Source organism: Salinifilum ghardaiensis (assembly GCF_054491345.1).
In genome coordinates this window covers 4,743,716-4,768,885 of the sequence record NZ_CM137101.1, presented here as the reverse complement: position 1 = coordinate 4,768,885, position 25,170 = coordinate 4,743,716, and the positions used below count along the sequence as shown (strand labels likewise).

Annotated in this window: 24 protein-coding genes and 1 pseudogene; 22 read left to right on the top strand and 3 right to left on the bottom strand. The window is 73.9% G+C overall.

All coding sequences use genetic code 11. From position 1 onward, the window contains the following. The first annotated feature begins 221 nt into the window (after window positions 1-221). The 5 genes from ACVGV0_RS21725 to ACVGV0_RS21705 all read left to right on the top strand — a co-directional run bounded on the left by ACVGV0_RS21725 (window position 222) and on the right by ACVGV0_RS21705 (window position 6,060). Window positions 222-1,493 carry a sensor histidine kinase gene (locus tag ACVGV0_RS21725; protein WP_459157539.1) on the top strand — a complete coding sequence of 424 codons (1,272 nt, stop codon included), beginning with the start codon at window positions 222-224 and terminating at the stop codon, window positions 1,491-1,493. Continuing rightward, the gene (locus ACVGV0_RS21720) at window positions 1,490-2,170 is read left to right on the top strand and encodes a winged helix-turn-helix domain-containing protein (protein ID WP_459157538.1); all 681 of its coding nucleotides are present in this window, start codon (window positions 1,490-1,492) and stop codon (window positions 2,168-2,170) included. The genes ACVGV0_RS21725 and ACVGV0_RS21720 overlap by 4 nt, the downstream gene beginning before the upstream one ends. Window positions 2,171-2,547: 377 nt before the next feature. Continuing rightward, window positions 2,548-4,095: a DNA polymerase III subunit gamma/tau domain-containing protein gene (locus ACVGV0_RS21715; protein ID WP_459157537.1), complete on the top strand. Its 1,548-nt coding sequence runs from the start codon at window positions 2,548-2,550 to the stop codon at window positions 4,093-4,095. Between the two features lie 85 nt (window positions 4,096-4,180). Beyond that, window positions 4,181-5,038 (top strand): sugar phosphate isomerase/epimerase family protein, encoded by an 858-nt coding sequence (locus ACVGV0_RS21710; protein WP_459157536.1) that lies wholly within the window; start codon window positions 4,181-4,183, stop codon window positions 5,036-5,038. 209 nt (window positions 5,039-5,247) lie between these two features. Then, a complete protein-coding gene (locus tag ACVGV0_RS21705) occupies window positions 5,248-6,060 on the top strand; it encodes a thioesterase family protein (RefSeq protein WP_459157535.1) in 813 nt (270 codons plus the stop codon). A 22-nt stretch (window positions 6,061-6,082) separates the two neighbouring features. Here ACVGV0_RS21705 and ACVGV0_RS21700 read toward each other — a convergent pair whose 3' ends face one another. Then, window positions 6,083-7,711 (bottom strand): fatty acid--CoA ligase, encoded by a 1,629-nt coding sequence (locus ACVGV0_RS21700; protein WP_459157534.1) that lies wholly within the window; start codon window positions 7,709-7,711, stop codon window positions 6,083-6,085. A gap of 272 nt (window positions 7,712-7,983) precedes the next feature. Here ACVGV0_RS21700 and proC point away from each other — a divergent pair, with 272 nt between their 5' ends. The 4 genes from proC (at window position 7,984) to ACVGV0_RS21680 (ending at window position 11,403) form a co-directional block, all read left to right on the top strand. Then, the gene (proC, locus tag ACVGV0_RS21695; protein WP_459157533.1) at window positions 7,984-8,805 is read left to right on the top strand and encodes a pyrroline-5-carboxylate reductase; all 822 of its coding nucleotides are present in this window, start codon (window positions 7,984-7,986) and stop codon (window positions 8,803-8,805) included. Between the two features lie 121 nt (window positions 8,806-8,926). Continuing rightward, window positions 8,927-9,142: a helix-turn-helix domain-containing protein gene (locus ACVGV0_RS21690; RefSeq protein WP_459157532.1), complete on the top strand. Its 216-nt coding sequence runs from the start codon at window positions 8,927-8,929 to the stop codon at window positions 9,140-9,142. A gap of 165 nt (window positions 9,143-9,307) precedes the next feature. After that, window positions 9,308-10,414: an NAD-dependent epimerase/dehydratase family protein gene (locus ACVGV0_RS21685; protein WP_459157531.1), complete on the top strand. Its 1,107-nt coding sequence runs from the start codon at window positions 9,308-9,310 to the stop codon at window positions 10,412-10,414. A gap of 5 nt (window positions 10,415-10,419) precedes the next feature. Then, window positions 10,420-11,403, top strand: a complete 984-nt coding sequence (locus ACVGV0_RS21680) for a lysophospholipid acyltransferase family protein (RefSeq protein WP_459157530.1) — start codon at window positions 10,420-10,422, stop codon at window positions 11,401-11,403. On the opposite strand, the gene ACVGV0_RS21675 is transcribed toward ACVGV0_RS21680, so the two are convergent. Both ACVGV0_RS21675 and ACVGV0_RS21670 read right to left on the bottom strand, forming a co-directional pair. Further along, the gene (locus ACVGV0_RS21675) at window positions 11,400-12,257 is read right to left on the bottom strand and encodes an HAD family hydrolase (protein ID WP_459160093.1); all 858 of its coding nucleotides are present in this window, start codon (window positions 12,255-12,257) and stop codon (window positions 11,400-11,402) included. The two genes, ACVGV0_RS21680 and ACVGV0_RS21675, sit on opposite strands and share 4 nt — an antisense overlap. A 577-nt stretch (window positions 12,258-12,834) precedes the next feature. Then, complete coding sequence (locus ACVGV0_RS21670; protein WP_459157529.1) at window positions 12,835-13,545, bottom strand: sigma-70 family RNA polymerase sigma factor; 711 nt, start codon at window positions 13,543-13,545, stop codon at window positions 12,835-12,837. A 262-nt stretch (window positions 13,546-13,807) separates the two neighbouring features. Between ACVGV0_RS21670 and ACVGV0_RS21665 the strand changes: the two genes are divergently transcribed. The 13 genes and pseudogenes from ACVGV0_RS21665 to ACVGV0_RS21605 all read left to right on the top strand — a co-directional run bounded on the left by ACVGV0_RS21665 (window position 13,808) and on the right by ACVGV0_RS21605 (window position 25,151). Then, a complete protein-coding gene (locus ACVGV0_RS21665; protein WP_459157528.1) occupies window positions 13,808-14,053 on the top strand; it encodes a glutaredoxin family protein in 246 nt (81 codons plus the stop codon). 389 nt (window positions 14,054-14,442) lie between these two features. Then, a pseudogene (locus ACVGV0_RS21660) lies at window positions 14,443-15,258 on the top strand (redox-sensing transcriptional repressor Rex); the annotation flags it as partial. A 200-nt stretch (window positions 15,259-15,458) separates the two neighbouring features. Continuing rightward, complete coding sequence (locus ACVGV0_RS21655) at window positions 15,459-16,868, top strand: glutamyl-tRNA reductase (RefSeq protein WP_459157527.1); 1,410 nt, start codon at window positions 15,459-15,461, stop codon at window positions 16,866-16,868. Then, the gene (gene hemC / locus ACVGV0_RS21650) at window positions 16,865-17,800 is read left to right on the top strand and encodes a hydroxymethylbilane synthase (protein ID WP_459157526.1); all 936 of its coding nucleotides are present in this window, start codon (window positions 16,865-16,867) and stop codon (window positions 17,798-17,800) included. The genes ACVGV0_RS21655 and hemC overlap by 4 nt, the downstream gene beginning before the upstream one ends. A gap of 18 nt (window positions 17,801-17,818) precedes the next feature. Beyond that, window positions 17,819-19,351 (top strand): bifunctional uroporphyrinogen-III C-methyltransferase/uroporphyrinogen-III synthase, encoded by a 1,533-nt coding sequence (locus tag ACVGV0_RS21645; protein ID WP_459160092.1) that lies wholly within the window; start codon window positions 17,819-17,821, stop codon window positions 19,349-19,351. 181 nt (window positions 19,352-19,532) lie between these two features. Continuing rightward, window positions 19,533-20,522: a porphobilinogen synthase gene (gene hemB, locus ACVGV0_RS21640; protein WP_459157525.1), complete on the top strand. Its 990-nt coding sequence runs from the start codon at window positions 19,533-19,535 to the stop codon at window positions 20,520-20,522. Further along, complete coding sequence (locus ACVGV0_RS21635) at window positions 20,519-21,052, top strand: hypothetical protein (RefSeq protein ID WP_459157524.1); 534 nt, start codon at window positions 20,519-20,521, stop codon at window positions 21,050-21,052. The genes hemB and ACVGV0_RS21635 overlap by 4 nt, the downstream gene beginning before the upstream one ends. A gap of 104 nt (window positions 21,053-21,156) precedes the next feature. Then, on the top strand, window positions 21,157-21,909 hold the full coding sequence (locus ACVGV0_RS21630; protein WP_459157523.1) for a DUF485 domain-containing protein: 753 nt from the start codon (window positions 21,157-21,159) through the stop codon (window positions 21,907-21,909). A gap of 3 nt (window positions 21,910-21,912) precedes the next feature. After that, window positions 21,913-22,362 carry a hypothetical protein gene (locus ACVGV0_RS21625; RefSeq protein WP_459157522.1) on the top strand — a complete coding sequence of 150 codons (450 nt, stop codon included), beginning with the start codon at window positions 21,913-21,915 and terminating at the stop codon, window positions 22,360-22,362. Continuing rightward, window positions 22,349-22,786, top strand: coding sequence for a hypothetical protein (locus ACVGV0_RS21620; protein ID WP_459157521.1), 438 nt, complete (start codon window positions 22,349-22,351; stop codon window positions 22,784-22,786). Before ACVGV0_RS21625 ends, ACVGV0_RS21620 begins: the two co-directional genes overlap by 14 nt. A 48-nt stretch (window positions 22,787-22,834) precedes the next feature. Further along, window positions 22,835-23,122, top strand: a complete 288-nt coding sequence (locus tag ACVGV0_RS21615) for a hypothetical protein (RefSeq protein ID WP_459157520.1) — start codon at window positions 22,835-22,837, stop codon at window positions 23,120-23,122. 62 nt (window positions 23,123-23,184) lie between these two features. Then, window positions 23,185-24,519 carry a glutamate-1-semialdehyde 2,1-aminomutase gene (hemL, locus tag ACVGV0_RS21610; protein WP_459157519.1) on the top strand — a complete coding sequence of 445 codons (1,335 nt, stop codon included), beginning with the start codon at window positions 23,185-23,187 and terminating at the stop codon, window positions 24,517-24,519. Further along, a complete protein-coding gene (locus ACVGV0_RS21605) occupies window positions 24,516-25,151 on the top strand; it encodes a histidine phosphatase family protein (RefSeq protein WP_459157518.1) in 636 nt (211 codons plus the stop codon). The genes hemL and ACVGV0_RS21605 overlap by 4 nt, the downstream gene beginning before the upstream one ends. Window positions 25,152-25,170 lie beyond the last annotated feature (19 nt).

The window sequence follows — 25,170 nt, the reverse complement described above, 5'->3', positions numbered from 1 at the left end:
CGGGGCGTCCTCGGTTCGCGAGGGCGCCCCGCGGCCGTCCCGCGGTGAACACTTGATTGCTCGTTCGGGTGATGGCGGTGCTCCTGCGTCGAAATCCACCCGATCAGCAGTTGATCGACTGGTAACGAACGGGTGAAATCCGCCCGTTCACGTGTCACGGGTGTCACGGATGGGCCTCGCGGGGTGGCCTTGCCCGGTGGCCCCTTGCTTACGATGCGGACGTGACCGCATTGGGCTCGACCGCCCTGATCGTGGCCGCGTTGGTGCTCGGCGCGGTCGGCGGAATAGTTGCTACCAGCCTCGTGCACCGCCACCGGCGGCGCGCATCGGACGGACCGACCGTCGCGGAGCTCCTCCAACGCCTCGTGCACACGAGCGACGACGGGATCGTGATCCTCAACCGGTTCGGCGACGTGGTGCTGCACAACCCCCGTGCTGACGAACTCGGGCTGCTGCGCAGCCAGCAGGCCGACCCGCGGGCGCAGCGAGCCGCCGAGCAGGCGCGGGAAACCGGCGAACGCGTGTCCGCGGACCTGACCCCGCCGCGCCGCGGAGTGGTCTCCTCCGGGCGGGATCCGGCCTCCGTGCTCGGTGAGGTGCGCAGCATCGGCGACGAGTTCACCGTCATCGACGCGGCGGACGAGTCGGAGGCCGTGCGCCTGGAGGCCACGCGCCGCGACTTCGTCGCCAACGTCAGCCACGAGCTCAAGACCCCGGTCGGGGGGATGAGCGTGCTGGCCGACGCGGTGCTCGACGCCTCCGACGACCCGGAGGCCGTCCAGCACTTCGCGGAGAAGATCCGCCACGAGTCCAACCGCCTGGGCACGCTCGTGTCCGAGCTCATCTCGCTGTCCCGGCTGCAGGGCGCCGAGGCGCTGCCCGAGCTCACCACCGTGGACGTGGACGCGGTGGTGGACGAGGCGCTCGAGCGCAGCGGGATCGCCGCCGGGTCCGCCGGCGTCGAGGTCCACGCGGACCAGCCCAGCGGGTACCTGCTCGACGGGGACCGCACCCTGCTGGTCACCGCGCTGAGCAACCTCATCGACAACGCGATCTCCTACTCCCCGGAAGCCACCCCGGTCTCCGTCAGCCGTCGCCTGACCGAGGGCTACGTGGAGATCGCGGTGACCGACCGCGGCATCGGCATCTCGCCGGAGAACCAGGGGCGCGTGTTCGAGCGCTTCTTCCGCGTCGACCCGGCCCGGTCGCGCGCGACCGGCGGAACGGGTCTGGGGCTGGCGATCGTCAAGCACGTCGCGGCCAACCACGGCGGCGAGGTCCGGTTGTGGAGCCAGCCCGGAACGGGCTCCACGTTCACCCTGCGCGTGCCGCAGCACGGCGCGGGGGCGCCGCGTTCCGGTTCGGGCGGCGGCGTGTCGTGGGAGACCGGTGCCCAGTCGGCGGCCGCGGCGCAGCCGACCGCCGCGCAGCCGGCGGACGAGTCCGACAGGACCGATCAGGTCACGACGGCGAATACAGGAGGAGTTCGGTGACCAGGGTGTTGATCGTGGAGGACGAGGAGTCCTTCAGCGACCCACTGGCCTACATGCTCCGCAAGGAGGGGTTCACCGCGGCGGTCGCCACGGATGGTTCCGAGGCGCTCGAGGAGTTCGACCGCAGCGGCGCGGACATCGTGCTGCTGGACCTGATGCTGCCGGGGATGAGCGGCACGGACGTGTGCAAGCAGCTGCGGCAGCGCTCCGCCGTTCCGGTGATCATGGTGACCGCGCGGGACGCGGAGATCGACAAGGTGCTCGGTCTCGAGCTCGGCGCGGACGACTACGTGACCAAGCCGTACTCCTCCCGGGAGCTCATCGCCCGGGTGCGCGCCGTGCTGCGCAGGCGCGGCGAGGTGGAGGACCCCGAGCAGCAGGTCCTGGTCGGCGGTCCGGTCCGGATGGACGTGGAGCGGCACGTGGTGACGGTCTCCGGCGAGGAGGTCACGCTGCCGCTGAAGGAGTTCGACCTGCTGGAGTACCTGCTGCGCAACACCGGCCGCGTGCTCACCCGGGCGCAGCTGATCGACCGCGTGTGGGGCGCTGACTACGTCGGTGACACGAAGACGCTCGACGTCCACGTGAAGCGCCTGCGCGCCAAGCTCGAGGAGAACCCGGCGGAACCGCGCTACTTGATCACCGTGCGTGGCTTGGGGTACAAGTTCGAGACGTGAGATTGCCCGCGTAACACGGAGCGCGAACACCGCCCGGCAGGGGTGGCCGGTTCCGCTGAGCTGCGTCGATTCCCCGCTGCGGGGGTGTGCTCAGCAGGGGCGGTCGGGGTGCGGCCCCGCCCCGGCGTGTCGGAATGTGACCACCTGCCCCGAATCCCCGGTCGCGGGCGGTAACTTGTCCAGGTGCACTCCCGCCAGCGGCAGCACCGGCGGTGCAGCGGTGGGCCGGGGGCGCGTGCGGGTGGACCGCGAGCGCTCCTCCGGTCGTCCTGCCGCGGGCTCGGGGTGCGCATCCCGCGTCGGGACGTGTCGCGGCACTGGCGCGGCACGTGGTCGACCGGTGGACGGAAGGCTCAGCACGGGGCACGGTGAATGCGATGAACCGGGACAGCGGGGCGGAACAACCTACCCAGCGCACCGTTGCGGAGCTGTTGGCGGAGTACGGCAACAGCCCGGACGGCGGAGGCGGTGGGGAACGCGGTAGCTCCCGACGGCGCCGGCGCCGTGCCGAGGACCCGACCGAGACCGCGCCGCAGGCGATCATCGACCGCGTCCTCTCGGACAGCGGCAAGATGCGCCCGATCGACCCGGAGCAGGACGAGCCGCAGCGCCGCGGCCACCGGGCGCGGTCGGACGAGGAACCGGACGCGGATGCGGGTGAGGCCTCCGCGCAGGCCGAGGCGGGCGCTCCCGCCCCGGACACCCCCGCTCCGGACGCCCCCGCTCCGGACGCCCCCGCCCAGGAGGGGGCTGCCCAGGAGGGAGGCGCTCCGGAAGCCCCCGCGGACGGCGGACCGGCAGCGCAGGCGCATCCGCCCGCCGGTCAGGCTCCGTCCGGTGCCCAGGAGCAGTCCGGTCGCGCCGGCAAGCAGTCGGGCAAGTCCGGCAAGGCCAACTACTGGGCCCGCCGGTTGTCCGGCAAGAAGTCGCAGGCGCGGCAGGAGCAGGCACCCGCTGAGGCCCAGGCCCCCGCGGAGTTCCCGTCCAACGAGGACACCAACCGGATGATCGCGCCGGTGGGGCAGCCGGAGGCGGCGCCACCGGAGGGGCAGCAGCCCGCTGCGGACGCCCGTGCCGAGCAGGGCGGTGCCCGCCCCCAGCAGGTCGGCCAGGTCGGGTCGCCGAGCGGCGACCCGGAGGCGACGCAGCAGCAGGGCGTGCCGCCCGCCGCTCCCCCTCTCGCGCAGGCGTCCGCTCCGCAACCCCCCGCTCCGCAACCCCCCGCTCCGCAGCCCCCCGCGGGAGCTGCCGGGTCCGCGGCTCCGGAGGCGGAGCCGCGCGTGGTCGAGGGCGCGACGGAGCAGTTCCCGCCGGTGACGGGGGTCCAGCCGCCCGAGGGCGGCACGGCGGTGCTGCCGCCCGCCGCGAGCGGTGCGGCCCTGCCCGCCGGTCAGGGCGCGGCCCGCGGGGCCGAGCAGGACGACTACGCCGACGAGGCGACCTACCTGGGCGAGGCGGCCCACGCCGACGAGGCGGGCCGCCCGGACGCCGGGAGCGACCCGCGCGGCGCGGGCTACGACTACTCCGACTACGACGACTACGCGGCGCTCGACGAGGAGTACTCCGGCTACGACGACCTCGACGACGAGTACGATCCCGAACTGCCCGCGGGCATGGCCGCGCAGGACTACGCCGAGGACGAGGACGGGGCCGAGCCCGCTTCCGGCCGCCGCGAGTGGCTCGCGTTCGCCGGGCAGGCCGTGGTCGGGCTGCTGCTCGGCGGCCTGGTGTGGGTCGGGTTCCGGTGGCTGTGGCTGGCCTTCGCGCCCGCGGCCCTGGTCGCGGCGCTGGTGGTCACCGGTTGCCTCGTGCTGGTGGCGCGGAAGGTCCTGCGCACCGACGACCTGCAGTCCGTCCTGCTGGCGGTGCTGGTGGGGCTGGTCTGCACGGTCTCACCGGCAGCCCTGCTCCTGATCAGCCTGTAGGGCTGCTGCCAGGACCAGTCCAACGGGGTGCGAGCGGACACCGCCGTGCGACCGCGCGGCGGGCTTGCGGCATGCTTGGCAGGACATGACAGCGCACCAGTCGGATTCTTCGCGCCTACCGGTGACCGATCACATCCCGGTCGGGCTGTCCACCGCGTCCGTGTGGCCGCAGCCCGCGCGCGCCGCGTTCGAGTTCGCCGCGGACCTCGGGTTCGACGGGGTCGAGGTGATGGTGTGGGCGGACGCCGTGAGCCAGGACGTGGAGGCGCTGCGGCGGCTCTCCGAGCAGTACGGGGTCCCGATCCTCGCGGTGCACGCCCCGTGCCTGCTCATCACGCAGCGCGTGTGGTCGGCTGATCCGGAGGAGCGGCTGCGCCGCGCGGTGGTCGCGGCCAGTGAACTCGGTGCGGGCACGGTGATCGTCCACCCGCCGTTCCGGTGGCAGCGGCGCTACGCGGAGCGCTTCGACGACCTCGTGGCGGAACTGGAGGAGACCAGCGGGATCGCGCTCGCAGTGGAGAACATGTTCCCGCTGCGCCCGCCGCAGGGGCTGCGCCGCCGCGGGAACCGCTCGAACGGGTTGTCGGCGTTCGCCCCCTCGCCGGACCCCACCGAGGTGGGCTACCGCAACTACACGCTGGACCTCTCGCACGCGGCCGCGGCGGAGGCGGACACGTTCGGGCTGCTCGACCGGATGCGGGGGCGGCTGGCGCACGTGCACCTCGCGGACGGCACCGGCGTGGCCCGGGACGAGCACCTCGTCCCGGGGAAGGGGACGCAGCCGTGCGCGGAGGTGTGCGCGAAGCTGGCCGCTGACGGGTTCGGCGGTTCCGTGGTGCTCGAGGTGAACACGCGCAAGGCGAAGACGGCGCAGCAGCGGGCCGCGTTGCTGTCCGAGTCCTTGCTGTTCGCCCGGTTGCACCTGAAGCCGGTGCAGGACTGAACGCGAATCGGTCTCGTTCAAGAGACGAGCGCCACGCCCCTCAAGATCAACTCCTCGGGTGTCGGCGCATAGAATGCGGTGTGGATCAGCCCCGAGCCGGCTTCGCGGTCCAGCGCGGTGCGGCGGATCGCCCCGCTCGCGCGGGCGGCTCTCCGGTCCGGGGCAGCGTCGACGGCGCCACGTTTCCGTGGCGGGGAGGTGGCAACCCCGTGAACGACTCCGCACCGCCCGAACCCGAAGGGCTCTCCGCGGCGTTCTCCGCCGCCACCGCCATCCGCGAGCTCGGCGGCGGTGACTTCACCACCCACCTGCACCCGGACTGGGTGGTCGGCGGCAAACCGCACGGCGGCTACCTCCTCGCCCTGCTCGCCCGCGCGGGATGCTCCGGCACCGACCTGCCGCCCGTGGCGATCAGCGCCAACTACCTGCGGGTGGCGCAGATCGGCCCCGTGCTGCTGCGCACCGAGACCCTCAAGGAGGGCCGCACGATCACCACGCGGCGCGTCGTGCTGGAGCAGAGCGGGCGCACCTGCGTGGACGCCACCGTCACCCTCGGCGAGCTCCCCGAGGAGGAACCGGCCTGGACGGACATCCCCGACATGCCCGCGGACCCGCCGGAGACGGCCCTCGACGCGGCCACCGCGCCGAAGAGCGCCTTCGCCGGCCTCTCCCGGGGCTGCGACCTGCGGCTCGACCCGGTCGGCGCGGGTTTCCTGCGGGGTGAGTCCGCGCCGCCGCGCCTGCGGCTGTGGGTCCGCCCCCGGCACGAGGTCCCGGACCTGTTCTTCGCGCTCTGCGCCGGGGACATGACGATCCCGGTGACCTACAACCTCGGCCACGTGGGCTGGTCGCCCACGGTGCAGCTGACCGCGCTGCTGCGGCACCGCCCGGCGAGCGGGTGGCTGCGGCTGGCGGTGGAGAGCAGAGCCGTGCACGGCGGTTGGTTCGACGAGGACGTGCTCGTCGTCGACTCCGCCGGACGCGTCGTGTGCCAGGCGCGGCAGCTCGCCATCGCCGCCTGACCGCAGCCCCGGTCGTGGGCGGCTACTTCCCGAGGTGCGCCACGTCGAGCAGCCCGTCCGCGTGCTGCTGCCGCAGGCGCTTCTTGTCGAACTTGCCCACGCTCGTCTTCGGCGCCTCGGCGACGAAAGTCCAGCGCTCCGGCACCTGCCAGCGCGGCAGGCGTTCGGCCAGGAGCTCCTGCAGCTCCTCGGCACCGGTCCGCTCGCCTTCGCGCAGGACCACGGCCACCAGCGGGCGCTCGCTCCACCGCGCGTCCGGCACCCCGATGACCACGGCCTCGGCCACCGCGGGGTGGTCCATGACCGCGTTCTCCAGCTCCACCGAGGAGATCCACTCGCCACCGGACTTGATGACGTCCTTGGCCCGGTCGGTCAGCCGCAGGTACCCGTCCGGGGAGATGTGCCCGACGTCGCCGGTGCGCAGCCAGCCGTCGTCGAAGGTCCCGGAGCGCTCCGCGCCGTAGTAGCTACCGGTGATCCACGGCCCGCTCACCTCGAGCTCGCCGACGCTGCGCCCGTCCCGCGGCAGCTCGTCGCCCGCGGCGTCGACCACGCGCGCGTGCACGCTCGCCGGGAAGCGGCCCTGCGAGGTGCGGTAGGCCCAGTACTGCTCGCCCGTGGTGCCCGCCGGCGCCCGCGCGACGCTGCCCAGCGGCGAGGTCTCGGTCATGCCCCAGCCCTGCAGCACGCGCACGCCGTGGCGCTCCTCGAAGGCGCGCATGAGCGATTCGGGGCAGGCGGCGCCGCCGACGAGGACCTCGCGCAGCGAGGAGATGTCGCGGTCGCCCCCGTCCAGCTGCTGCAGCACGCCGGTCCAGATCGTCGGCACCGCCGCGGCCAGCGTCGGACGCTCGGTCTCGATCATGTTCAGCAGCGCGTCCGGCTGCAGGAACCGGTCCGGCATGACCAGCGAGGCGCCGACGAGCAGCGCGGCGTACGGCAGCCCCCAGCACATGGCGTGGAACATGGGCACGATCGCCAGTGAGCGATCGCCCGGGCCGATCGCCGTGGCGTCGGACATGCACGCCTGCATCGAGTGCAGGTAGATCGAGCGGTGCGAGTAGACCACGCCCTTGGGCTCGCCCGTCGTGCCGGACGTGTAGCACATCGCCGCGGCGGAGCGCTCGTCCAGCTCGGGCCAGGCGTAGGTCTCCGGCCGCCCGTTGAGCACCGCCTCGTAGTCGTGCACCTGCACGCCCCGCGGGGCCTCGAGCGAGTCCGCGCCGCCGCCGGTGACGACGACGTGGCGCACGGTCTTCAGCTCCGGCAGCACCGGTTGCAGCAGCGGGACCAGGGTGCCGTCGGCGATGACGACGTGGTCCTCGGCGTGGTTGGCGATGTGCGCGATCTCCTCCGGGTGCAGGCGGATGTTCAGCGTGTGCAGCACCGCGCCGATGCTCGGCACGGCGAAGTAGGCCTCCAGGTGCTCGGCGTTGTTCCACTGGAACGTGGCCACGCGCGTGTCCCGCTCGACGCCGAGCTCGCGCAGCGCGTGGGCCAGCTGGGCCGCCCGGCGGCCCGCGTTCGCGTAGTCGGTGCGCCGCGGTCCGTCCGCGGTCCAGGTCACGAGCTCCGCGGCCCCGTGCGGGCCGGTGCCGTGGCGCAGGATGTGCGGGATCGTCAGCGGGCTGTCCTGCATCGTGCTGAGCATCGAGCGGCACTCCTTCGTGATCGGGTGCTCGGATGGCGGGAGCTCGGACCTCGGGCAGGTGGTCGGTCGGTTCGTCCGGAGCGGCGGAACCGACCGCCTGGTTTGTGCCGGGGGTCACAATAAGCTCCTGCGCCCGGTCGGCGGAACGGGCAGCAGCGCGGCGGGTGCGCGTTCCCCGCCAGCGCCGCGCGCCCCCTTCCTCCCTGCGCAGACGGTCCGGGCGGTGCTCGGGTGGTTCGGGGGCGCGCGGGAGGGTCTGGCACCCTGAGCGCATGACGACGATCGCCGTGCTGGGAGCCGGGAAGATCGGTGAGTCGCTGCTGTCCGGCCTGCTCGCCGCGGGCCACGGGACCGGCGCGCTGATGTTCACCGAGCGCTACCCCGACCGGGCCGCCGAGCTCACCGAGCGCTACGGCATCGCGCCGGTGGAGGTCGCCGATGCGGTGCGCGCGGCCGACGTCCTGGTGATCGCGGTCAAGCCGCAGGACGTGGAACCGGTGCTGGCCGAGCTCGGCTCCGTGCCGGAGGGCACGCTCGTCGTCTCCATGTGCGCCGGCCTGCCGCTCTCGCTGTTCGAGGGGCGCCTGCCGGCGGGCACGCCGGTCGTGCGGGTCATGCCGAACACCCCGATGCTGGTGAGCACGGCGATGAGCGCCGTGGCCGCGGGTGCGCACGTGGACAAGACCCACCTGGACCTCGTCGACGAACTGCTCGGCAGCGTGGGGCGGGTGGTGCACGTCCCGGAGGAGCAGCTCGACGCGGTGACCGCCGTCTCCGGCTCCGGTCCGGCCTACTTCTTCTACGTCGTCGAGGCGCTCATCGAGGGCGGCGTGGCCATGGGGCTCCCGCGGTCCACCGCGGCCGAGCTCGTGGTGCAGACCGCAGCGGGCTCGGCGGAGATGCTGCGCGCGGAGGGGGCGCACCCGGCCTCGCTGCGCGAGGGGGTGAGCTCGCCGGCCGGCACGACGATCGCGGGACTGCGCGAGCTGGACCGCAACGGCGTGCGGGCCGCGTTGGTGGACGCGGTCGAAGCGGCCCGGGACCGCTCGGTCGCGCTGGGGCGGGCCCACCGGGCGGAGGACGACTCGGCCTGAGCGGCCCGCTCGCACATCGCAGGCATCCCACCTGTCCCGCTACTCTCGGAAGAGCACGTGCGTGAGGTTCCGCCGGAGGGGAAGCCGGCGGCGCGGCACGTGCCGAAGGGCACGGTGAACCATGTCTGCCAACTCCGATCCGAGCCCACCACCGATCGGCGAGGTCCGGTTCCTGACCGTGGCCGAGGTCGCCAAGGTGATGCGGGTGTCCAAGATGACCGTGTACCGCCTGGTGCACGCCGGTGAGCTGCCCGCCGCTCGGGTGGGGCGGTCCTTCCGGGTGGCGGAGCAGGACGTGCACGCGTACTTGGAGAACGCGTACTACAACGCCGGCTGAGACGGTCGCCCCGGCGCCGGATCCGCTCGGCGCCGGAGCGCCGGGCAGCGCGGGGTCGACGCGCCGCGCAGGTGCGTTCCGGCCGCGCGGCCGAGGCCGTAGGCTCGGTGGCACGGCCGCGTCGCTGGCGGCCGGTCCCTTGCCGCCGAGCACCGCGGGGGAGGCATGGCGCCGAACGTGGTACTGGTCACCGGTGTGAGCCGGTTCCTGGGCGGGCACGTCGCCGCCCGGCTGGCGGCCGAACCCGCTGTCGACCGCGTCGTCGGTGTCGACAGCGAACGGCCGAGCCGGGACATGGCCCGCCGCATGGGGCGCACCGAGTTCGTCCGCGCCGACATCCGCAATCCGGCGATCGCGCAGGTCATCGAGCGCCACGACGTGGACACGGTGGTGCACACGGCGCTGAACACCCAGCACGCGGGCAGCGCGCGGTCCGCGTCCAAGGAGATGAACGTGCTCGGCACGATGCAGCTGCTGGCCGCCTGCCAGCAGGCACCGCGGCTGCGCAAGCTCGTGCTGCGCTCCACGGCCGCGGTCTACGGCATCAGCCCGCGCGACCCGGCCGTGTTCACCGAGGACATGGAGCCGAAGGACGTCCCCTCGTCCGGCTACGCCAAGGACGCGGTGGAGATCGAGGGCTACGTGCGGGGCTTCGCTCGCCGCCGCCCCGACGTGGCGATCAGCACGCTGCGGTTCACCGACGTGATCGGGCCGCGCGTGGACGCGACGCTGCCCCGGTACTTCGCCCAGCCCGTGGTGCCCGTGGTGTGCGGCTACGACGCGCGGCTGCAGCTGCTGCACTCCGACGACGCCGTGGCGGTGCTGCAGCGCGCCGCGCTGGCCGACCTGCCGGGCGTGTTCAACGTCGCGGGGCGGGGCGTGCTCATGCTCTCCCAGGCGATCCAGCGCGCGGGGCGGGTGGCCGTCCCGGTGCCGCGCACGGCCGTGCCCGCGCTGCACACGCTGCTGCGCGGGGCCAACCCCGGCTTCGACTCCGAGCAGCTGCGCTACCTGGCCTTCGGCCGCGTGGTGGACACGACCCGGCTGCGCGAGCACTTCGGGTACACCCCGCGGTGGGGCACCGGGGAGGCCTTCGACGACTACGTCCGCGGCCGCGAACTGCGGCGGCTGGTCGACGACGACCAGGTGCGCTGGGTCGAGCGCGCCCTCGGCGCCGCGCTGTCCCGGGTGGCCGGGGGCCGGGCGGGCGGCGACCGGTCGGCCAGCCCCCGCACGACCGGCATCCGGGCGACCGACACGAGGGAAGGGTGACCGCGATGGGCGATGCACGCGTCATCCCGCTGCACGGGCGCGGCGAGCGCTCCGGGAGCGGAGCGGCGGACGGGCGGTCCGCCCCGCCCGCGGAGGCCGCGCGGCGGCCCGGTGGCGACTCCGGCGCGGAGGACGGCGGTGCGCCGAGCGGGTGGGAGGACGCGGTCGCCGACGCGCTGGCCTTCGCGCGGCGGCGCCTGCTCGGCGACTACGAGGTCGACGAGTTCGGCTTCGACCGCGAACTCGCCGACCGGGTGCTGTACCCGGCGCTGCGGCCGCTGTACGAGAAGTGGTTCCGGGTGGAGACCTCCGGCGTGGACAACGTCCCGCACGACGGGGCGGGACTGGTGGTCGCGAACCACTCGGGCACGCTGCCCTGGGACGCGCTGATGACCTCGGTGGCGCTGCACGACGACCACCCGGCGCGGCGCGACGTGCGCATGCTCGGCGCCGACCTCGTGTTCCGCCTGCCGGTGGTGGGGGCGGCGGCCCGGCGCGTCGGGCACACCCTGGCGTGCCAGCCCGACGCGGAGCGGCTGCTCACCGGCGGGGAGGTCGTCGCCGTGTGGCCGGAGGGGTTCAAGGGCATCGGCAAGCCGTTCAAGGACCGCTACAAGCTGCAGCGGTTCGGCCGGGGCGGGTTCGTGGCCGCGGCGCTGCGCACCGGCGCTCCGATCATCCCGTGCGCGATCGTCGGCGCCGAGGAGACCTACCCCAAGCTGGCCGACGTCCGGCCGCTGGCGCGGCTGCTGGGATTGCCGTACTTCCCGGTCACCCCGCAGTTCCCGCTGCTCGGCCCGCTGGGGGCGGTGCCGCTGCCGACGAAGTGGTCGATCGAGTTCGCCGAGCCGGTGCAGACGGCCTCGTACCCGGAGGGCGCGGCGGACGACCCGATGCTCGTGTTCAACCTGGCGGACCAGGTCCGCGAGTCCATCCAGCAGACGCTGTACCGCCTGCTCTCCCGGCGGGAGAACGTCTTCCTCGGTTAGAGCCCGATGTCGCGGCGCTTGTAGCGGAGCCCGGCCGCGACCGCACCGGCCACCGCGCCGGCGCCGAGCGCGGAGTGCACGCCGATGCGCGCGGCCTTGCGCCCGGTGCGGAAGTCCCGCACGCTCCACCCGCGGGCCCGGGCGATCTCGCGGAGCCGCTGGTCGGGGTTGACGGCCACGGCGTTGCCGACGACGGAGAGCATGGGCACGTCGTTGCTGGAGTCCGAGTAGGCGGTGCAGCGGCGCAGGTCGAGCCCGTCGCTGGCGGCCAGCGCGCGCACCGCGTGCGCCTTCGCGCGGCCGTGCAGCATCTCGCCGACGAGCCGGCCGGTGTAGACGCCGTTGGCGTTCTCGGCGACGGTGCCGAGCGCGCCGGTGAGCCCGAGCCGGCGGGCGATGATCTGCGCCAGCTCGACCGGGGTCGCGGTGACCAGCCAGACGCGCTGCCCGGCGTCGATGTGCCGCTGCGCCAGGGCGCGGGTGCCGGCCCAGATGCGGTCGGCCATGAGCTCGTCGTAGATCTCCTCGCTGAGCGCGATGAGCTCGGCCACCTCGCGGCCGGCGACGAAGGACAGCGCCTGCTCCTGGCTGCTCTGCATGGTCTCGGCGCTCTCGCGGCCGCCGACGCGGAACTTGAGCTGCTTCCAGGCGAACCCGGCCAGGTCGGAGGCGGTGAAGAACTTGCGGGCGGCGAGCCCGCGGGCGAAGTGGAACAGCGAGGCGCCCATCATCATCGTGTTGTCCACGTCGAAGAACGCCCCGGCGGTGAGGTCGGGCGGGGTGGTGTCGGCCCGGTCGGTGGCGGTCTCGGCGGCTTCGGCCGAGGCCCGGCCGGCCAGCTTGGCCGTGTCCACGGTGTCGTCCTGACCCGCCCCGACCTGCCGGGCGCTGTGCTGCCGGGTGCCGTTCGCCGCGGTTCCGCCGGGGCCGGCGAGGGTGCGCACGTGGTGCTCCGGTGCGTCGAGCACCGCGGCCGCGTCGAGCACCGCGGCCGGTTCGGCGTGCGCCTCGTCCGCGACGTCGGGAGCCGCCTCGTCGACCTCCGGCGCTGCGTGGGTGCCGGGGCCGGACATGCGTTCGTCGCCGTGGTCCGCGTCGCCGGCTCCGCCGTGACGTGTGGGCACCGCCGCGCCTCCCCGGGGTGATGCGTGCGGCACCGGTCGCGCCCGCGCGGCCCGTTCCCGCGGCCTGCGCGCCGATACCTGCCTGCTGAGGTTGTTCCGGATGGGCCGCGGACATCACCTTGGCCCGATTCGGCGGACCCCTAGCCTAAGACCTGTCCTCAAACCGCGGTGGGCTGCCGGGTGAACTGGGTGGGACAGCTCTCCGCAACGGGCGGTGACCGGCGGTAACGCCTGCGCCGGTGCGGGTGCTCGCGCGGCGGGGTTCGCCCAGCAGGGCTCGCAGCAGGGGCGCTCCCCGCAGCGGCGCTCACGGGTGTTCCGCGGAGAGCAGCTGGGCCAGCCTGCGCACCGCCCGGTGCTGGAGGGCTTTGATCGCGCCCTCGTTGCGGTGCATGGCCAGCGCGGTCTCGGTGACCGACAGGCCCGTGATGAAGCGCAGCCGGATGCACTCGCGCTGGTCGGAGTTGAGCCGCCGCACGCAGTGCCACAGCTCGCGGTGGGTGACCTCGGCGAGCACCTGGTGCTCGGGGTCGAGCTGCTGGTGTCCCCGCGCGGCCGCGGGCGAGTCGGCGGGATCCGAGGTGGGCACCTCCAGCCGCGCCCGGCTGGACTTGGCGTGGTCGAGGATGAGGTTCTTGGCGATCGTGATGAACCACGCGGCGACGTCCCGCCCCTGGTAGCTGATGGAGGCGATGCGGCGCAGCGCGCGCAGGAAGGTCTCGCTGGTGATGTCCTCGGCGAGGCAGTGGTCGCTGACCCGGAACAGCACGTAGCGGTACACCAGCTGGGCGTACTCGTCGTACAGGCGGCCGAACGCGTCGTTGTCCCCGTTCTGCGCGGCGTCGACGTACGCCCAGGAGTCGCCGGTCCCGCCGGGGCCGGGGGCGGCTCCGGGCGCGGTGCCGGTTCGGGTTCCGGCGTCGGTCCGCACCGGTGCGGTGGCGGTCGCGGGCGCGGTGGCGGGGGCGTCGAGTGCTGAGCGCGAAGCGGGCGGTGTGAGCGTGTGCGTGCTGCCCATGCCGACCTCCTGCCGTGGTGGTTGTGCGGACCGCGCGACTTCTTCCTGCGCATCGGCCCGACAGGCGCGGGGAGCGCGTGTTGGGTGATGCAGCATACGTGTTGTTACTCGGAAGTAGATAGTGGCGCGCCGTGTCGATCTCGGGCGCGGGCGTGGCCGGCGAGCGGGTTCCGGGTGATTCTTCGCACGTGGTGGGCATGATCACGGTCCGGGCGGGCGCTACCGTGGGCGGAAGAAATTTTCACTTCGGGAGGGTGGGTGCATGCCTCAGGTCAGCGTGCTCGTGCGCGAGCACTGCCCCGCGTGCGAGACCGCGGTCGCCGACGCCCGCGCGATCTGCGCCGAGCTCGACGTCGCCTGCGAAGTGCGCGACGTGGACGCCGACCGGGAGCTGCGCGCCGAGTACGGCGACCGCGTGCCCGTGGTGCTGATCGACGAAGTCGAGCACGGCTTCTGGAAGGTCGAGCCGGAGCGGTTCCGCGCCGCGCTGCACGCGGCCGGGGTGTGATTCGTGCCGGTTCGTCCGTCCGGTCGCCCTCCCGCCGGGCCGCGCCCGGGAGGGGCGCGCCGGGCCGCCCGCGTGCCGCATACCACGCGTTTTGGCACGTCGGGGGGCGATCAGCGATGATGTGCGCGGAGGTTCGCACGGCCGTCCGGGTGACCCTGTGACGGTGGTCCTGTGACTTTGTTCCCGCGTTCACAAGTTCGGTACCGTGGGGCAGGCGCGTCATCGGGACACCGAACGCGGAAGGGTCGAACGCGGAAGGCCAGTGCTCGCGACCGCCCCGGTGCGGAAGTCGTCCGGCGGGAGAACCTCACCACTGCCCGTGCGGATCGCGCAGGCCGCGGTGCGCACCGGGTACGGACAGGCGAACGAGCAGCAAGAGGAGAGCCAGCGTGACGGCGCACCCAAAGTCGGGGCACGCGGAATCCGGGCAGGGCCGGGACTCGCCGGACGGTGCCGAGCGAACCGCGGCCGACGTCCCGACTGGCCGGTCCGCCGCGCCGGAGGAGTCCGAGGCGCAGCGCGCCAAGGTCATCCCGGAGGCCGCCGTCGCGAGGCTCGCCGTGTACCTGCGCGTGCTCTCCGAGATGCGCGCCCAGGAGGTCAGCACGGTCTCCAGCGAGGCGCTCGCCTCCGCGGCCGGGGTCAACTCGGCGAAGCTGCGCAAGGACCTGTCCTACATCGGCTCCTACGGCACGCGCGGCGTCGGCTACGAGATCGCGGTGCTCATCGGGCAGATCGAACGCACCCTCGGCCTGACCCGCAGCCACAGCGTCGCCGTGGTCGGCATCGGCAACCTGGGCCACGCGCTGGCGAACTACCCCGGCTTCCCCGGGCGCGGGTTCCCCGTGTCGGCCCTGTTCGACCTCGACGAGGACCTCATCGGTGTGCCGGTCGGTGGCCTCGCCGTGCAGCACGTCGACGAGATCCCCGGGGCGTGCACCGAGCGCGGCATCACCATCGGCGTGATCGCCACTCCCGCGCAGGGGGCGCAGGAGGTGTGCGACCGTCTCGTGGCCGGTGGCGTGACCTGCATTCTGAACTTCGCCCCGGTCGTTCTCCAGGTCCCGGAGAACGTCGAGGTGCGCAAGGTCGACCTGGCGGTGGAGATGCAGATCCTGTCGTTCCACATGGCGCGGCGGCAGCAGGAGGGGGCCGAGGTCGCCGCGGTCGACGGTTCCCCCGCTTCTCCGGACGGCCCCGCCCCTGCGGAGGGGGCCGAGCCGTTCGCGGCGCCCGCTGCCGCGGGCGGGAGCGGTCCGGACGCCTCCGCCAACGGCGCCGCGGCAGGCGGGGCAGCCAGCGGCGCGGCAGGCGGCCCTGTCGATGCCAGCACGGCCGGCGGCGCGAGGGCACCGGGCCGTGATCCGTTCGCGTCCGATCCGGTTTCCGGGATGGTGGTCTAGTCATGAACCTGCTCGCCGTCGGTATCTCGCACAACAGTGCGGCCGTGCGCACGCTCGAGCGGGTCGCCATCGGCGCCGACGACCTCGGCAAGGTGCTCGACGAGCTGCTGAGCTGCCCGCAGCTGGGCGAGGTGTTCGTCGTGTCCACGTGCAACCGCGTGGAGGTCTACGCCGTGGCGGAGACCTTCCACGGCGGTCTGGACGAGATCAGCTCCGTGCTCGCGCGGCACGCGGGCGCCGAGGTCGCCGAGCTCGCCGACGAGCTGTACGTGCTCTACGCGGGCGCTGCCGTGGAGCACCTGTTCAACGTCGCCTCCGGGCTGGACTCGATGGTCGTCGGCGAGGCGCAGATCCTCGGCCAGCTGCGCCAGTCCTACGCCACCGCGGACGAGCTCGGCACCGTCGGCAAGACGCTGCACGAGCTGGCCCAGCGGGCGCTGCGCGTGGGCAAGCGCGTGCACGCGGAAACCGACATCGACACCGCCGGGGCCTCGGTCGTCTCCGAAGCCCTGGCCGATGCCGACCGCGCACTGGACGGGGTCGCGGGCCGCAGCGCCCTGCTCGTCGGTGCCGGCGCGATGGGCGGACTCGCCGCGGCGGCGCTGCGTCGCGCGGGCATCGGCGACGTGGTGATCGCCAACCGCACGGCGGAGAACGGCCGGCGCCTCGCCGAGTCGCTGGAGTCGGAGGGCGTGCCGGCGCGGGTCACCGGGCTCGACGAGCTCTCCGGCGCGATCGCCGGTGCCGACCTCGTGGTCACCTGCACCGGGGCGGTGGGCGCCGTGGTCACCGAGGACGTGGCCGCCTCGGCCGTGGCCGAGCGCGCGGTGGACGCGGCGGGCGGGCCCGCCCCGCTCGTCCTCTGCGACCTCGGACTGCCGCGGGACACCGCACCGGCCGCCGCCGAGCTGCCCGGTGTCTCGGTGGTGGACCTGGAGACCCTCCGCGAGCGCCTGGCCGGGGAGGGCGGCACCGGAACCGAGCGCGCCGAGGCCGTCGTCGCCGAGGAAGTGCGCAACTACTTGGCCGAGCAGCGCTCCGCCGAGGTCACACCGACGGTGACGGCGCTGCGCAAGCGAGCCGCCGAAGTCGTCGACTCCGAGCTCGTGCGGCTGGACTCGCGGCTGCCCGAGCTGGACGAGGACGTGCGCGGCGAGATCAGCCGCACCGTCCGCCGCGTGGTGGACAAGCTCCTGCACACGCCGACGGTGCGGGTCAAGCAGCTCGCCTCGTCCCCCGGCGGCAGCGGCTACGCCGACGCGTTGCGCGAACTGTTCGAACTCGACTCGCAGACCACCGCGGCGATCGCGTCCACCAAGGCCGCAGCCAGCCCGGAGACCGAGGGCCGGACCAGCGTGTCCCGGGCCGGTCGAGCGCGGGATCTGCCCCAGCAGGACGGTGAGGACCGTTGACGAACATCCTCCGGATCGGCACCCGCAGCAGTGCGCTGGCCATGGCGCAGACCGGCTGGGTGGCCGAGGCGCTGGAGCGGGCCGGCTACACGACCCAGCTCGTCACCGTCTCCACCGCGGGCGACCAGGACTCCCGCCCGGTCTCCGAGATCGGCGTCGGGGTGTTCACCTCCGCGTTGCGCGAGGCGCTGGCCGCCGGTGAGGTGGACGTGGCGGTGCACTCCTTCAAGGACCTGCCGACCGAACCGGACCCGCGGCTGTCCCTGGCAGCCGTGCCCGAGCGCGAGGACCCGCGGGACGCGTGGATCGGGCGGGACGGTTTGGCGCTCGGCGAACTGCCCCCGGGCTCCGTCGTGGGCACCGGATCGCCGCGCCGCGCCAGTCAGCTCCGGGCCCTGGGCCTGGGACTGGAAGTGCGGGACATCCGCGGCAATGTGGACACCCGGATGCGCAAGGTGGGCGACGGCCAGGTGGACGCCGTCGTGCTCGCCCGCGCCGGGCTGGCCCGAACGGGCCGCCTCGAGGTGATCACCGAAACGCTCGATCCGCAGCGGATGCTGCCGGCGCCCGCGCAGGGGGCGTTGGCGGTGGAGTGCCGCGTTGACGATGTGGATACCGAGCACCTTCTGCAGTCCGTGCTGGACGATGCGGCCAGTCGTGCCGCCGCGTCCGCCGAGCGCGCCCTGCTGGCCGCGCTCGAAGCGGGGTGCAGTGCGCCGGTGGGCGCGCTGGCCGAGGTGGTGGAGGACTTCGACGACGACGGCCGCGAGGTGCAGCGGCTGTTCGTGCGCGGAGTGGTGGCGACCGACGACGACGTGTTGGTCCGCGCCTCCGTCACCGGAGAGACGACCGCAGCCGAGCAGCTCGGCCGAGACCTGGCCGGCGAGCTGCTCGAAGCCAGGGACGCTCAGTTGAGCGGTCCCGGGCAGTAGTTGATGGAGAGTGCCTTGATGACGCGTGCAGGCAGTACGCCCGGGCGGATCGCCTTCGTGGGGTCCGGTCCCGGGGATGCGGGATTGCTCACGGTTCGGGCCCGGGACGCGATCAGCCGCGCTTCGCTGGTGGTCACGGACCCGGACGTGCCCGCTGACATCGTGGGATACGCCGCCGAGGGCGCGGAAGTGCGCCCGGCCGTGGGGGAATCGGCGGACGTGGCCAAGGACCTGGCCAACGAAGCGCTGACCGGACGACCCGTCGTCCGGCTCGTCGCGGGGGATCCGCTGACCGCCGACGCGGTGGTCCGCGAGGTCCGCGAGACCGCCAAGACCGAAGCGCCGTTCGACGTGATCCCGGGTGTGTCCACCGGCATCGCGGTGCCCGCCTACGCGGGTGTCGCGCTCGGCGCGGTGCACACCGAGGTCGAAGTGCGCGGTGACGTGGACTGGGCGGCGCTGGCCGGGGTTCCCGGCGCGCTCGTGCTGCACACCACCGGCAGCCACCTGGCCGAGGCGTCCTCGGCGCTGATCGAGCACGGCCGCCCCGCGCAGTCGCCGGTGGCCGTGACCTCCTCGGGCACGAGCGTGCAGCAGCGCACGATCGACACGACGCTGGCGTCGATGGCCGCCGACGCGGGCGAGCTGCAGGGCCAGCTGGTGGTGACGATCGGCGAGATGGCCGGCCAGCGCAGCGGTCTGTCCTGGTGGGAGTCCCGCGCGCTGTACGGCTGGAAGGTGCTCGTGCCGCGGACCAAGGAGCAGGCCGGCGCGATGAGCGAGCGGCTGTGGACGCACGGTGCCGTCTCGCACGAGGTGCCGACGATCTCGGTGGAGCCGCCGCGCAGCCCGGCGCAGATGGAGCGCGCCGTCAAGGGGCTGGTGGACGGCCGCTACCAGTGGGTGGTGTTCACCTCGGCCAACGCGGTGCGCGCCGTGCTGGAGAAGTTCGCCGAGTTCGGTCTGGACGCGCGCGCGTTCTCCGGTGTGAAGGTCGCCTGCGTCGGCGAGGCCACCGCGGAGAAGATCCGCTCGTTCGGCATCACCCCCGAGCTGCTGCCCTCCGGCGACCAGTCCAGCGAGGGGCTGCTGCAGGACTTCCCGCCGCACGACGACGTGCTCGACCCGGTCAACCGCGTGCTGCTGCCGCGGGCGGACATCGCCACGGAGACGCTCTCGGCCGGTCTGCAGGAGCAGGGCTGGGAGGTCGACGACGTCACCGCCTACCGCACGGTGCGGGCCGCGCCGCCGCCGGCGGAGACCCGCGAGATGATCAAGACCGGTGGCTTCGACGCGGTGTGCTTCACCTCCTCGTCCACGGTGCGCAACCTGGTCGGCATCGCCGGCAAGCCGCACGCGCGCACGCTCGTGGCGTGCATCGGGCCGCACACGGCGGAAACGGCCAAGGAGTTCGGGCTGCGCGTCGACGTGCGGCCGGAGTTGGCCCAGGTGGGCGCCCTGGTGGACGCGCTGGCCGAGCACACGGCCAAGCTCCGCGCGGAGGGGGCGCTCCCGCCGCCGCGCAAGACCAAGCGCACGCGCCGCAGCTGACGGTGCGGGCCCGCGCGCGGAACCGTCCACTGCGGGCGCTCCGCGCGCGGGCGGTGCGCGCACGGTGAGTTCCGCCGCCGGCGCGGGGACACCGCACCGGCGGGCCGCCCGCCCCGCCCCGCGGCGCGTCCGCGGAGCGGCGCGGCGGCACCGGCGTCGGCTGAACGAATGGAGACGCTTGATGTATCCCGCGCATCGTCCGCGGCGGTTGCGGCGCAACGCCGCGGTGCGCCGCCTCGTGTCCGAGACCACCGTCGAACCGCGGCAGCTGGTGCTGCCGATGTTCGTCCGCGAGGGCATCGACGCGCCCGTGGAGATCCCGTCGATGCCCGGCGTGCACCAGCACACCCGGGATTCGCTGCGGCGGGCCGCCGTCGACGCGGTCGACGCCGGGGTCGGCGGGCTGATGCTGTTCGGCGTGCCCGCCGAGCGCGACGCCGAGGGCTCGGCCGCCCTCGATCCGGACGGCGTGCTCAACGCGGCCCTGCGGGACCTGCGCTCCGAGGTCGGCGAGGACACGGTGCTCATGGCCGACCTGTGCCTGGACGAGTTCACCGACCACGGGCACTGCGGGGTGCTCGACGGGAGCGGTGCCGTGGACAACGACCGCACGCTGGAGCTCTACGCCGAGATGGGCGTGGTGCAGGCGCAGTCGGGTGCGCACGTGGTCAGCCCGAGCGGGATGATGGACGGCCAGGTGGGCGTGATCCGCGAAGCGCTGGACTCCCGCGGGTTCACCGACACCTCGGTGCTGGCCTACTCGGCGAAGTTCGCCTCCGCCTTCTACGGCCCGTTCCGCGACGCGGTGGACTCGCAGCTGTCCGGCGACCGCAAGACCTACCAGCAGGACCCCGGCAACGGCCGGGAGTCGCTGCGCGAGGCCGACCTGGACCTGGCCGAGGGGGCGGACATGGTCATGGTCAAGCCGATGCTGTCCTACTTGGACGTGCTGCGCGAGGTGGCGACCGTGGCCGATGTCCCGGTGGCCAGCTACCAGGTCTCCGGCGAGTACGCGATGGTCGAGGCCGCCGCGTCCCGCGGTTGGCTCGACCGGGAGCGCACCGCGCTCGAGTCGATCACCGCAGCGCGCCGCGCGGGCGCCGACATCGTGCTCACCTACTGGGCCGCCGAAGCGGCGCGCTGGCTGCGGCGGGACGGCGATCGCGGATGAGCGAGCCGAACGGCGGGTCCGCCGCCCCGACCGCGCCGCGGTGGCTGGTGCTGGCGTGGCGGCTGTGGGTCGCGGGGGCGTGCGTGGCGGTGCTGCGGTCCGCGGTGCAGTTCGCCGACCGGCACCGCCTGCTCGAGGACCTGGGCCGCATGCGCCCCGAGCTGCACCAGTCCCAGATCGACGAGCTCGCCACCAGCACGATCGTGTTCGGGCTGCTGTGGGCCGTGCTGGCCGCGCTGGTGTACGTGCTGCTGGCCACGCGCATGCTCCGCGGGCGCAACTGGGCGCGCGTGGTGCTGACCGTCTTCGGCGCGTTCACCGCGTTCAGCGCCGCGGTGCTGGTGCTGGTGGTGCCGGTGTTCCCGGAGGAGCTGCTGCGCGAGATCGCCGGCCGCGCCGTGTCGGGCTGGGAGGTGCTGCTGGCCGCGGTGGGCGCGGTGCTGCACGCGGCCGCGATCGTGCTCATGTACCTGCCGGAGTCGAACCGCTTCTTCCGGCAGGCGGCCCGGCACCGCCGCGCCGCCGGCTGACCGCCGCCGGCGCGTGCGCCGAGCGCGGAAACGTGCGCCACGTCGCCCGCCGCGATCGGTGACCTGAGTGGACAGGGGACGTGCCGGGTTCCTACTGTTTTGCCGTGACATCTCCACAGGACCCCTGGCAGCAGGGCGGTTCTCCGCAGCAGCCGCCGGGCGGGAATCCGCAGCACCCCGGCAACCAGCCCCCGCAGCACCCCGGCGGCCCGCCGTCCGGCGGCTTCCCCCAGTACCCCGGCGGCCCGCCGTCCGGCGGTTTCCCGCAGCACCCCGGTGCGCCGCAGGGGATGCCCGACCCGTACGCCGCGCCGCCGCCACCCGGGCAGCAGGGCGGTGCCCCGCGTCCGAGCACCGTCGAGACCGCGTTCTGGATCGCGGTGGTCGTGCCGATCCTCGCCACCGTGCTGACGGTGCTCGGGTTCGTGCTCGGCCAGCCCTTCGCCGAGGAGGTCATGGCGCGCCAGATCGGCGACACGACGCCGGAGGCCCTCGAGTTCGGCCGCGCGGTCATGATCGTGACCTTCGGGCTGCAGACGTTCTTCTACCTCGTCCTCACCGGACTGTGGATCCTGTTCGGCTTCAAGATGCGCGGCGGCCGCAACTGGGCGCGCGTGACGCTGACCGTCTTCGCCGCGCTCTGGGTCGTGCAGAGCCTCATCGGGCTGCTCACCGGCGGCACGGGGATGAACCCGCAGGCAGCGGGGCTCCCCGCGGGCGTGGAGGTCCCCACGTCGATGCTGGTGCTGAGCTATGTCACGAACGGCGTCGGCCTGGCGGGGATGGGCGCGTTCCTCGTGCTCGTCTACCTCAAGCGGTCCAACTGGTACTTCCAAGCGGCGCGGTTCCGGGGGTAGGCGGTGGCGGACGCTGATCACGGCCCCGCCCGGAGCGGCCCGCCGCGCACGGTGCGCGTGGCCGTCGTGCTCTGGTGGATCATCGCGCTGCTGCTGCTCGCCCAGCTGGCCGTGATGTGGGCCGGCCACGACCAGCTGGGCCGGACGCTCGTCGACCAGGGCGCGGTCGCGCCGCAGGAGGCGGGCAGCCGGGCGGCGCGGCTGCTGTGGGTCAACACCGGCTTCGCCGTCGTGCTCGCGGTCGCCTACCTCGTGCTGGGCTCGCTGATGTACGGCAGGCGGCCGTGGGCGCGGCTGGTGCTGACCGTGTTCGCGATCGTGCACCTGGTCATGGTGCTGGGCACGGGGGCCGTGTTCGGCCCGCAGATCGTGCTCGTGCTGCTGGGCGTGCCGGCCACGGTGCTGCTGTGGGGACCCTCGGGCGCGGCGTGGGTGACCGGTGAGCACGACTGAACCGGTGCTGCACGCCGAATCCGGCAGCGGGTGGGCGCCCGTGCTGTGGGGCCCGGCCTTCGCCGCGGTGGGGCTGCTCGTCGAAGTGCTCTCCCCCGGTCCGGTGCACCTCGTGGCGTGGGCGTTCGTGGCGGCGGTGCTCGCGGTCGCCGCGGCCGTGTGGGTGCACGGCCGGCGCCGCGTGTGCTCGCTGCGGTTGACGCCGACCGAGCTGGTGCAGGGCCGGGAGCGGTTGGAGCTCGCGCGGGTGCGCGCGGTCACCGAGGTCGGGGCGCCCGTGGGGGCGCGCGTGCTCGGCGGCACGCTCACCGCGCCGCGCGGCACGCACGAGGTGCCGCTGCGGCTGGAGGACGACCGCGTGGTGCTGGCGTGGGCGCGGGACCCGGAGGCGTTGCGCGCGGCGCTGGCGCGGCTGGTCGAGTGATCGCGGGCGCGGATACGCCCGCGCGCCGGGCTGTGAGATGCTGCGGTCGTGCCCGAAGCCTCGTCGCAGCGTGCTGACGATCGCTCCGCCGGTGTGCACCGCCCCGCGCGCGCCGCTGTCGCCGGTGTCGAGCTGGTCCTCGCGGTCGCGTGCGCCCTCGCCGCGTGGTGGGCGTGGCAGCACGGCACCACCGCGGTCCCGGTGGGCGAGTCGGTCTCCGTGCCGCGCGTGCTCGGTGACCGGGTGGCATTGTCGGTCGGCGCGGCGGCCGCGGGCGGGCTGCTGCTGCTGGACGTGCCCCGGCAGCTCGCGCTGGCCTGGCGCGTGCGGAGCTGATCGGGCGGCGGGTGGACCGGGTCCGCCGCGGTGCCGGACTGCCGCGGTGTCAGACTGGGGACGTGACAGCTCCTGCGAATGAGAACAACGATCCCGCCCCCCGTTCCCGGCAGCTGTTCGCCCGCGCCGAGGCGGTCACGCCCGGCGGCGTGAACTCCCCGGTGCGCGCTTTCCGCTCGGTCGGGGGCACGCCCCGGTTCATGGTCCGCGGCGAGGGCCCGTTCCTGTGGGACGCCGACGACCACCGCTACGTCGACCTCGTGTCCTCCTGGGGGCCGATGGTCAACGGCCACGCCCACCCGGACGTGGTGCAGGCGGTGCGGGACGCCGCCGTGCACGGCCTGTCCTTCGGCACCCCGGCCGCGGGGGAGGTCGATCTCGCGCAGGAGATCATCGACCGGGTCGAGCCGGTCGAGCAGGTGCGGCTGGTCAACTCCGGCACCGAGGCCACCATGACCGCGGTGCGGCTGGCCCGGGCGCACACCGGTCGCCGCAAGATCGTCAAGTTCGCCGGGTGCTACCACGGCCACGTGGACGCGCTGCTGGCCAGCGCCGGTTCCGGGGTGGCCACGCTGGGACTGCCCAGCACCCCCGGTGTGACCGGGGCGCAGGCCACGGACACGATCGTGCTGCCGTACAACGACCTGGAGGCGGTGCGGCAGGCCTTCGCCGAGCAGGGCGGCGAGATCGCCGGTGTGATCACCGAGGCCGCCGCGGGCAACATGGGCGCGATCGCCCCGGTCGACGGCTTCAACGCCGGGCTGCGGGAGATCACCCGCGAGAACGGCTCGCTGCTCGTCATGGACGAGGTGATGACCGGCTTCCGCGTCTCCGCGGCCGGCTGGTACGGCGTGGACGGCGTCGCCGGCGACCTCTACACGTTCGGCAAGGTGATGTCCGGCGGGCTGCCCGCCGCCGCGTTCGGCGGCCGCTCCGACGTGATGGCCCACCTCGCCCCCTCCGGGCCCGTGTACCAGGCGGGCACGCTGGCGGGGAACCCGGTGGCGGTGGCCGCGGGGCTGGCGAACCTGCGCGCCGCGACGGCCGACGTCTACGCCGCGCTCGACGCCAACGCCAAGCGCGTCAGCGACCTGGTCACCGCGGCGCTGACGGCCGAGGGCGTGCCGCACCGGATCTCCTTCGCCGGCAACATGTTCAGCATCTTCTTCACCGACGACCCGGTGCACGGCTACGAGCAGGCGCAGGACCAGCAGGTGTGGCGCTACCCGCCGTTCTTCCACGAACTGCTCGCCCGCGGCGTGTACCCGCCGCCGAGCTCGTTCGAGTGCTGGTTCGTCAACGCCGCCATGAACGACGAGTCGTTCGAGGTGCTCGCCGACGCGCTGCCGCACGCGGCCCGGGCCGCGGCGGGCGCGACCGCGCCGGAGCAGGCATGAGCGCCACCCGCACCGTGGTGCACCTGCTGCGGCACGGTGAGGTGCACAACCCGGAGGGCGTGCTCTACGGCAGGCTGCCCGGCTACGCCCTGTCCGACCGCGGGCAGTGGCAGGCGAAGGTCGTGGCCGAGTTCCTCGCCGAGCGGGAGGTGGCCCACGTGGTCGCCTCGCCGCTGCTGCGCGCGCAGCAGACCGCGGCCCCGCTCGGCGAGGCGTTCCGGTTGGACGTGGCCTCCGACGAGCGGCTGCTCGAGGCCGAGAACCGCTTCGAGGGGCTGAAGGTCTCCGTCGGCGACGGGGCGCTGCGCTCCCCGCAGCACTGGCCCAAGCTGTGGAACCCGCTGCGCCCGTCGTGGGGCGAGCCGTACAAGGAGATCGCCTGGCGGATGCTCGGCGCGGTGTACCGGGCGCGCGCCGCGGCGGAGGGCGCCGAGGCCGTGTGCGTGTCGCACCAGTTGCCGGTCTGGACGCTGCGGCGGTTCCTGCAGGCCCGGCCGCTGTGGCACGACCCGCGCCGCCGGCAGTGCTCGCTGGCCTCGCTGACCAGCCTCGTCTTCGACGACGAGCAGCTGGTGGGCGTGGCCTACGCCGAGCCCTCGGGTGGTAGCGATCCCCAGGTCACCGGGGCCTGATGAGTCGAAGGGGAGTGGA

Coding starts and splice junctions, on each gene's coding strand:
- ACVGV0_RS21710 (WP_459157536.1), top strand. CDS start 4,181: ATGACAGCGCACCAGTCGGATTCTTCGCGCCTACCGGTGACCGATCAC.
- hemB (WP_459157525.1), top strand. CDS start 19,533: ATGTATCCCGCGCATCGTCCGCGGCGGTTGCGGCGCAACGCCGCGGTG.
- ACVGV0_RS21645 (WP_459160092.1), top strand. CDS start 17,819: ATGACGCGTGCAGGCAGTACGCCCGGGCGGATCGCCTTCGTGGGGTCC.
- ACVGV0_RS21665 (WP_459157528.1), top strand. CDS start 13,808: ATGCCTCAGGTCAGCGTGCTCGTGCGCGAGCACTGCCCCGCGTGCGAG.
- ACVGV0_RS21690 (WP_459157532.1), top strand. CDS start 8,927: ATGTCTGCCAACTCCGATCCGAGCCCACCACCGATCGGCGAGGTCCGG.
- ACVGV0_RS21605 (WP_459157518.1), top strand. CDS start 24,516: ATGAGCGCCACCCGCACCGTGGTGCACCTGCTGCGGCACGGTGAGGTG.
- ACVGV0_RS21700 (WP_459157534.1), bottom strand. CDS start 7,711: ATGCTCAGCACGATGCAGGACAGCCCGCTGACGATCCCGCACATCCTG.
- ACVGV0_RS21635 (WP_459157524.1), top strand. CDS start 20,519: ATGAGCGAGCCGAACGGCGGGTCCGCCGCCCCGACCGCGCCGCGGTGG.
- ACVGV0_RS21685 (WP_459157531.1), top strand. CDS start 9,308: ATGGCGCCGAACGTGGTACTGGTCACCGGTGTGAGCCGGTTCCTGGGC.
- ACVGV0_RS21670 (WP_459157529.1), bottom strand. CDS start 13,545: ATGGGCAGCACGCACACGCTCACACCGCCCGCTTCGCGCTCAGCACTC.
- proC (WP_459157533.1), top strand. CDS start 7,984: ATGACGACGATCGCCGTGCTGGGAGCCGGGAAGATCGGTGAGTCGCTG.
- ACVGV0_RS21715 (WP_459157537.1), top strand. CDS start 2,548: ATGAACCGGGACAGCGGGGCGGAACAACCTACCCAGCGCACCGTTGCG.
- ACVGV0_RS21655 (WP_459157527.1), top strand. CDS start 15,459: ATGAACCTGCTCGCCGTCGGTATCTCGCACAACAGTGCGGCCGTGCGC.
- ACVGV0_RS21680 (WP_459157530.1), top strand. CDS start 10,420: ATGGGCGATGCACGCGTCATCCCGCTGCACGGGCGCGGCGAGCGCTCC.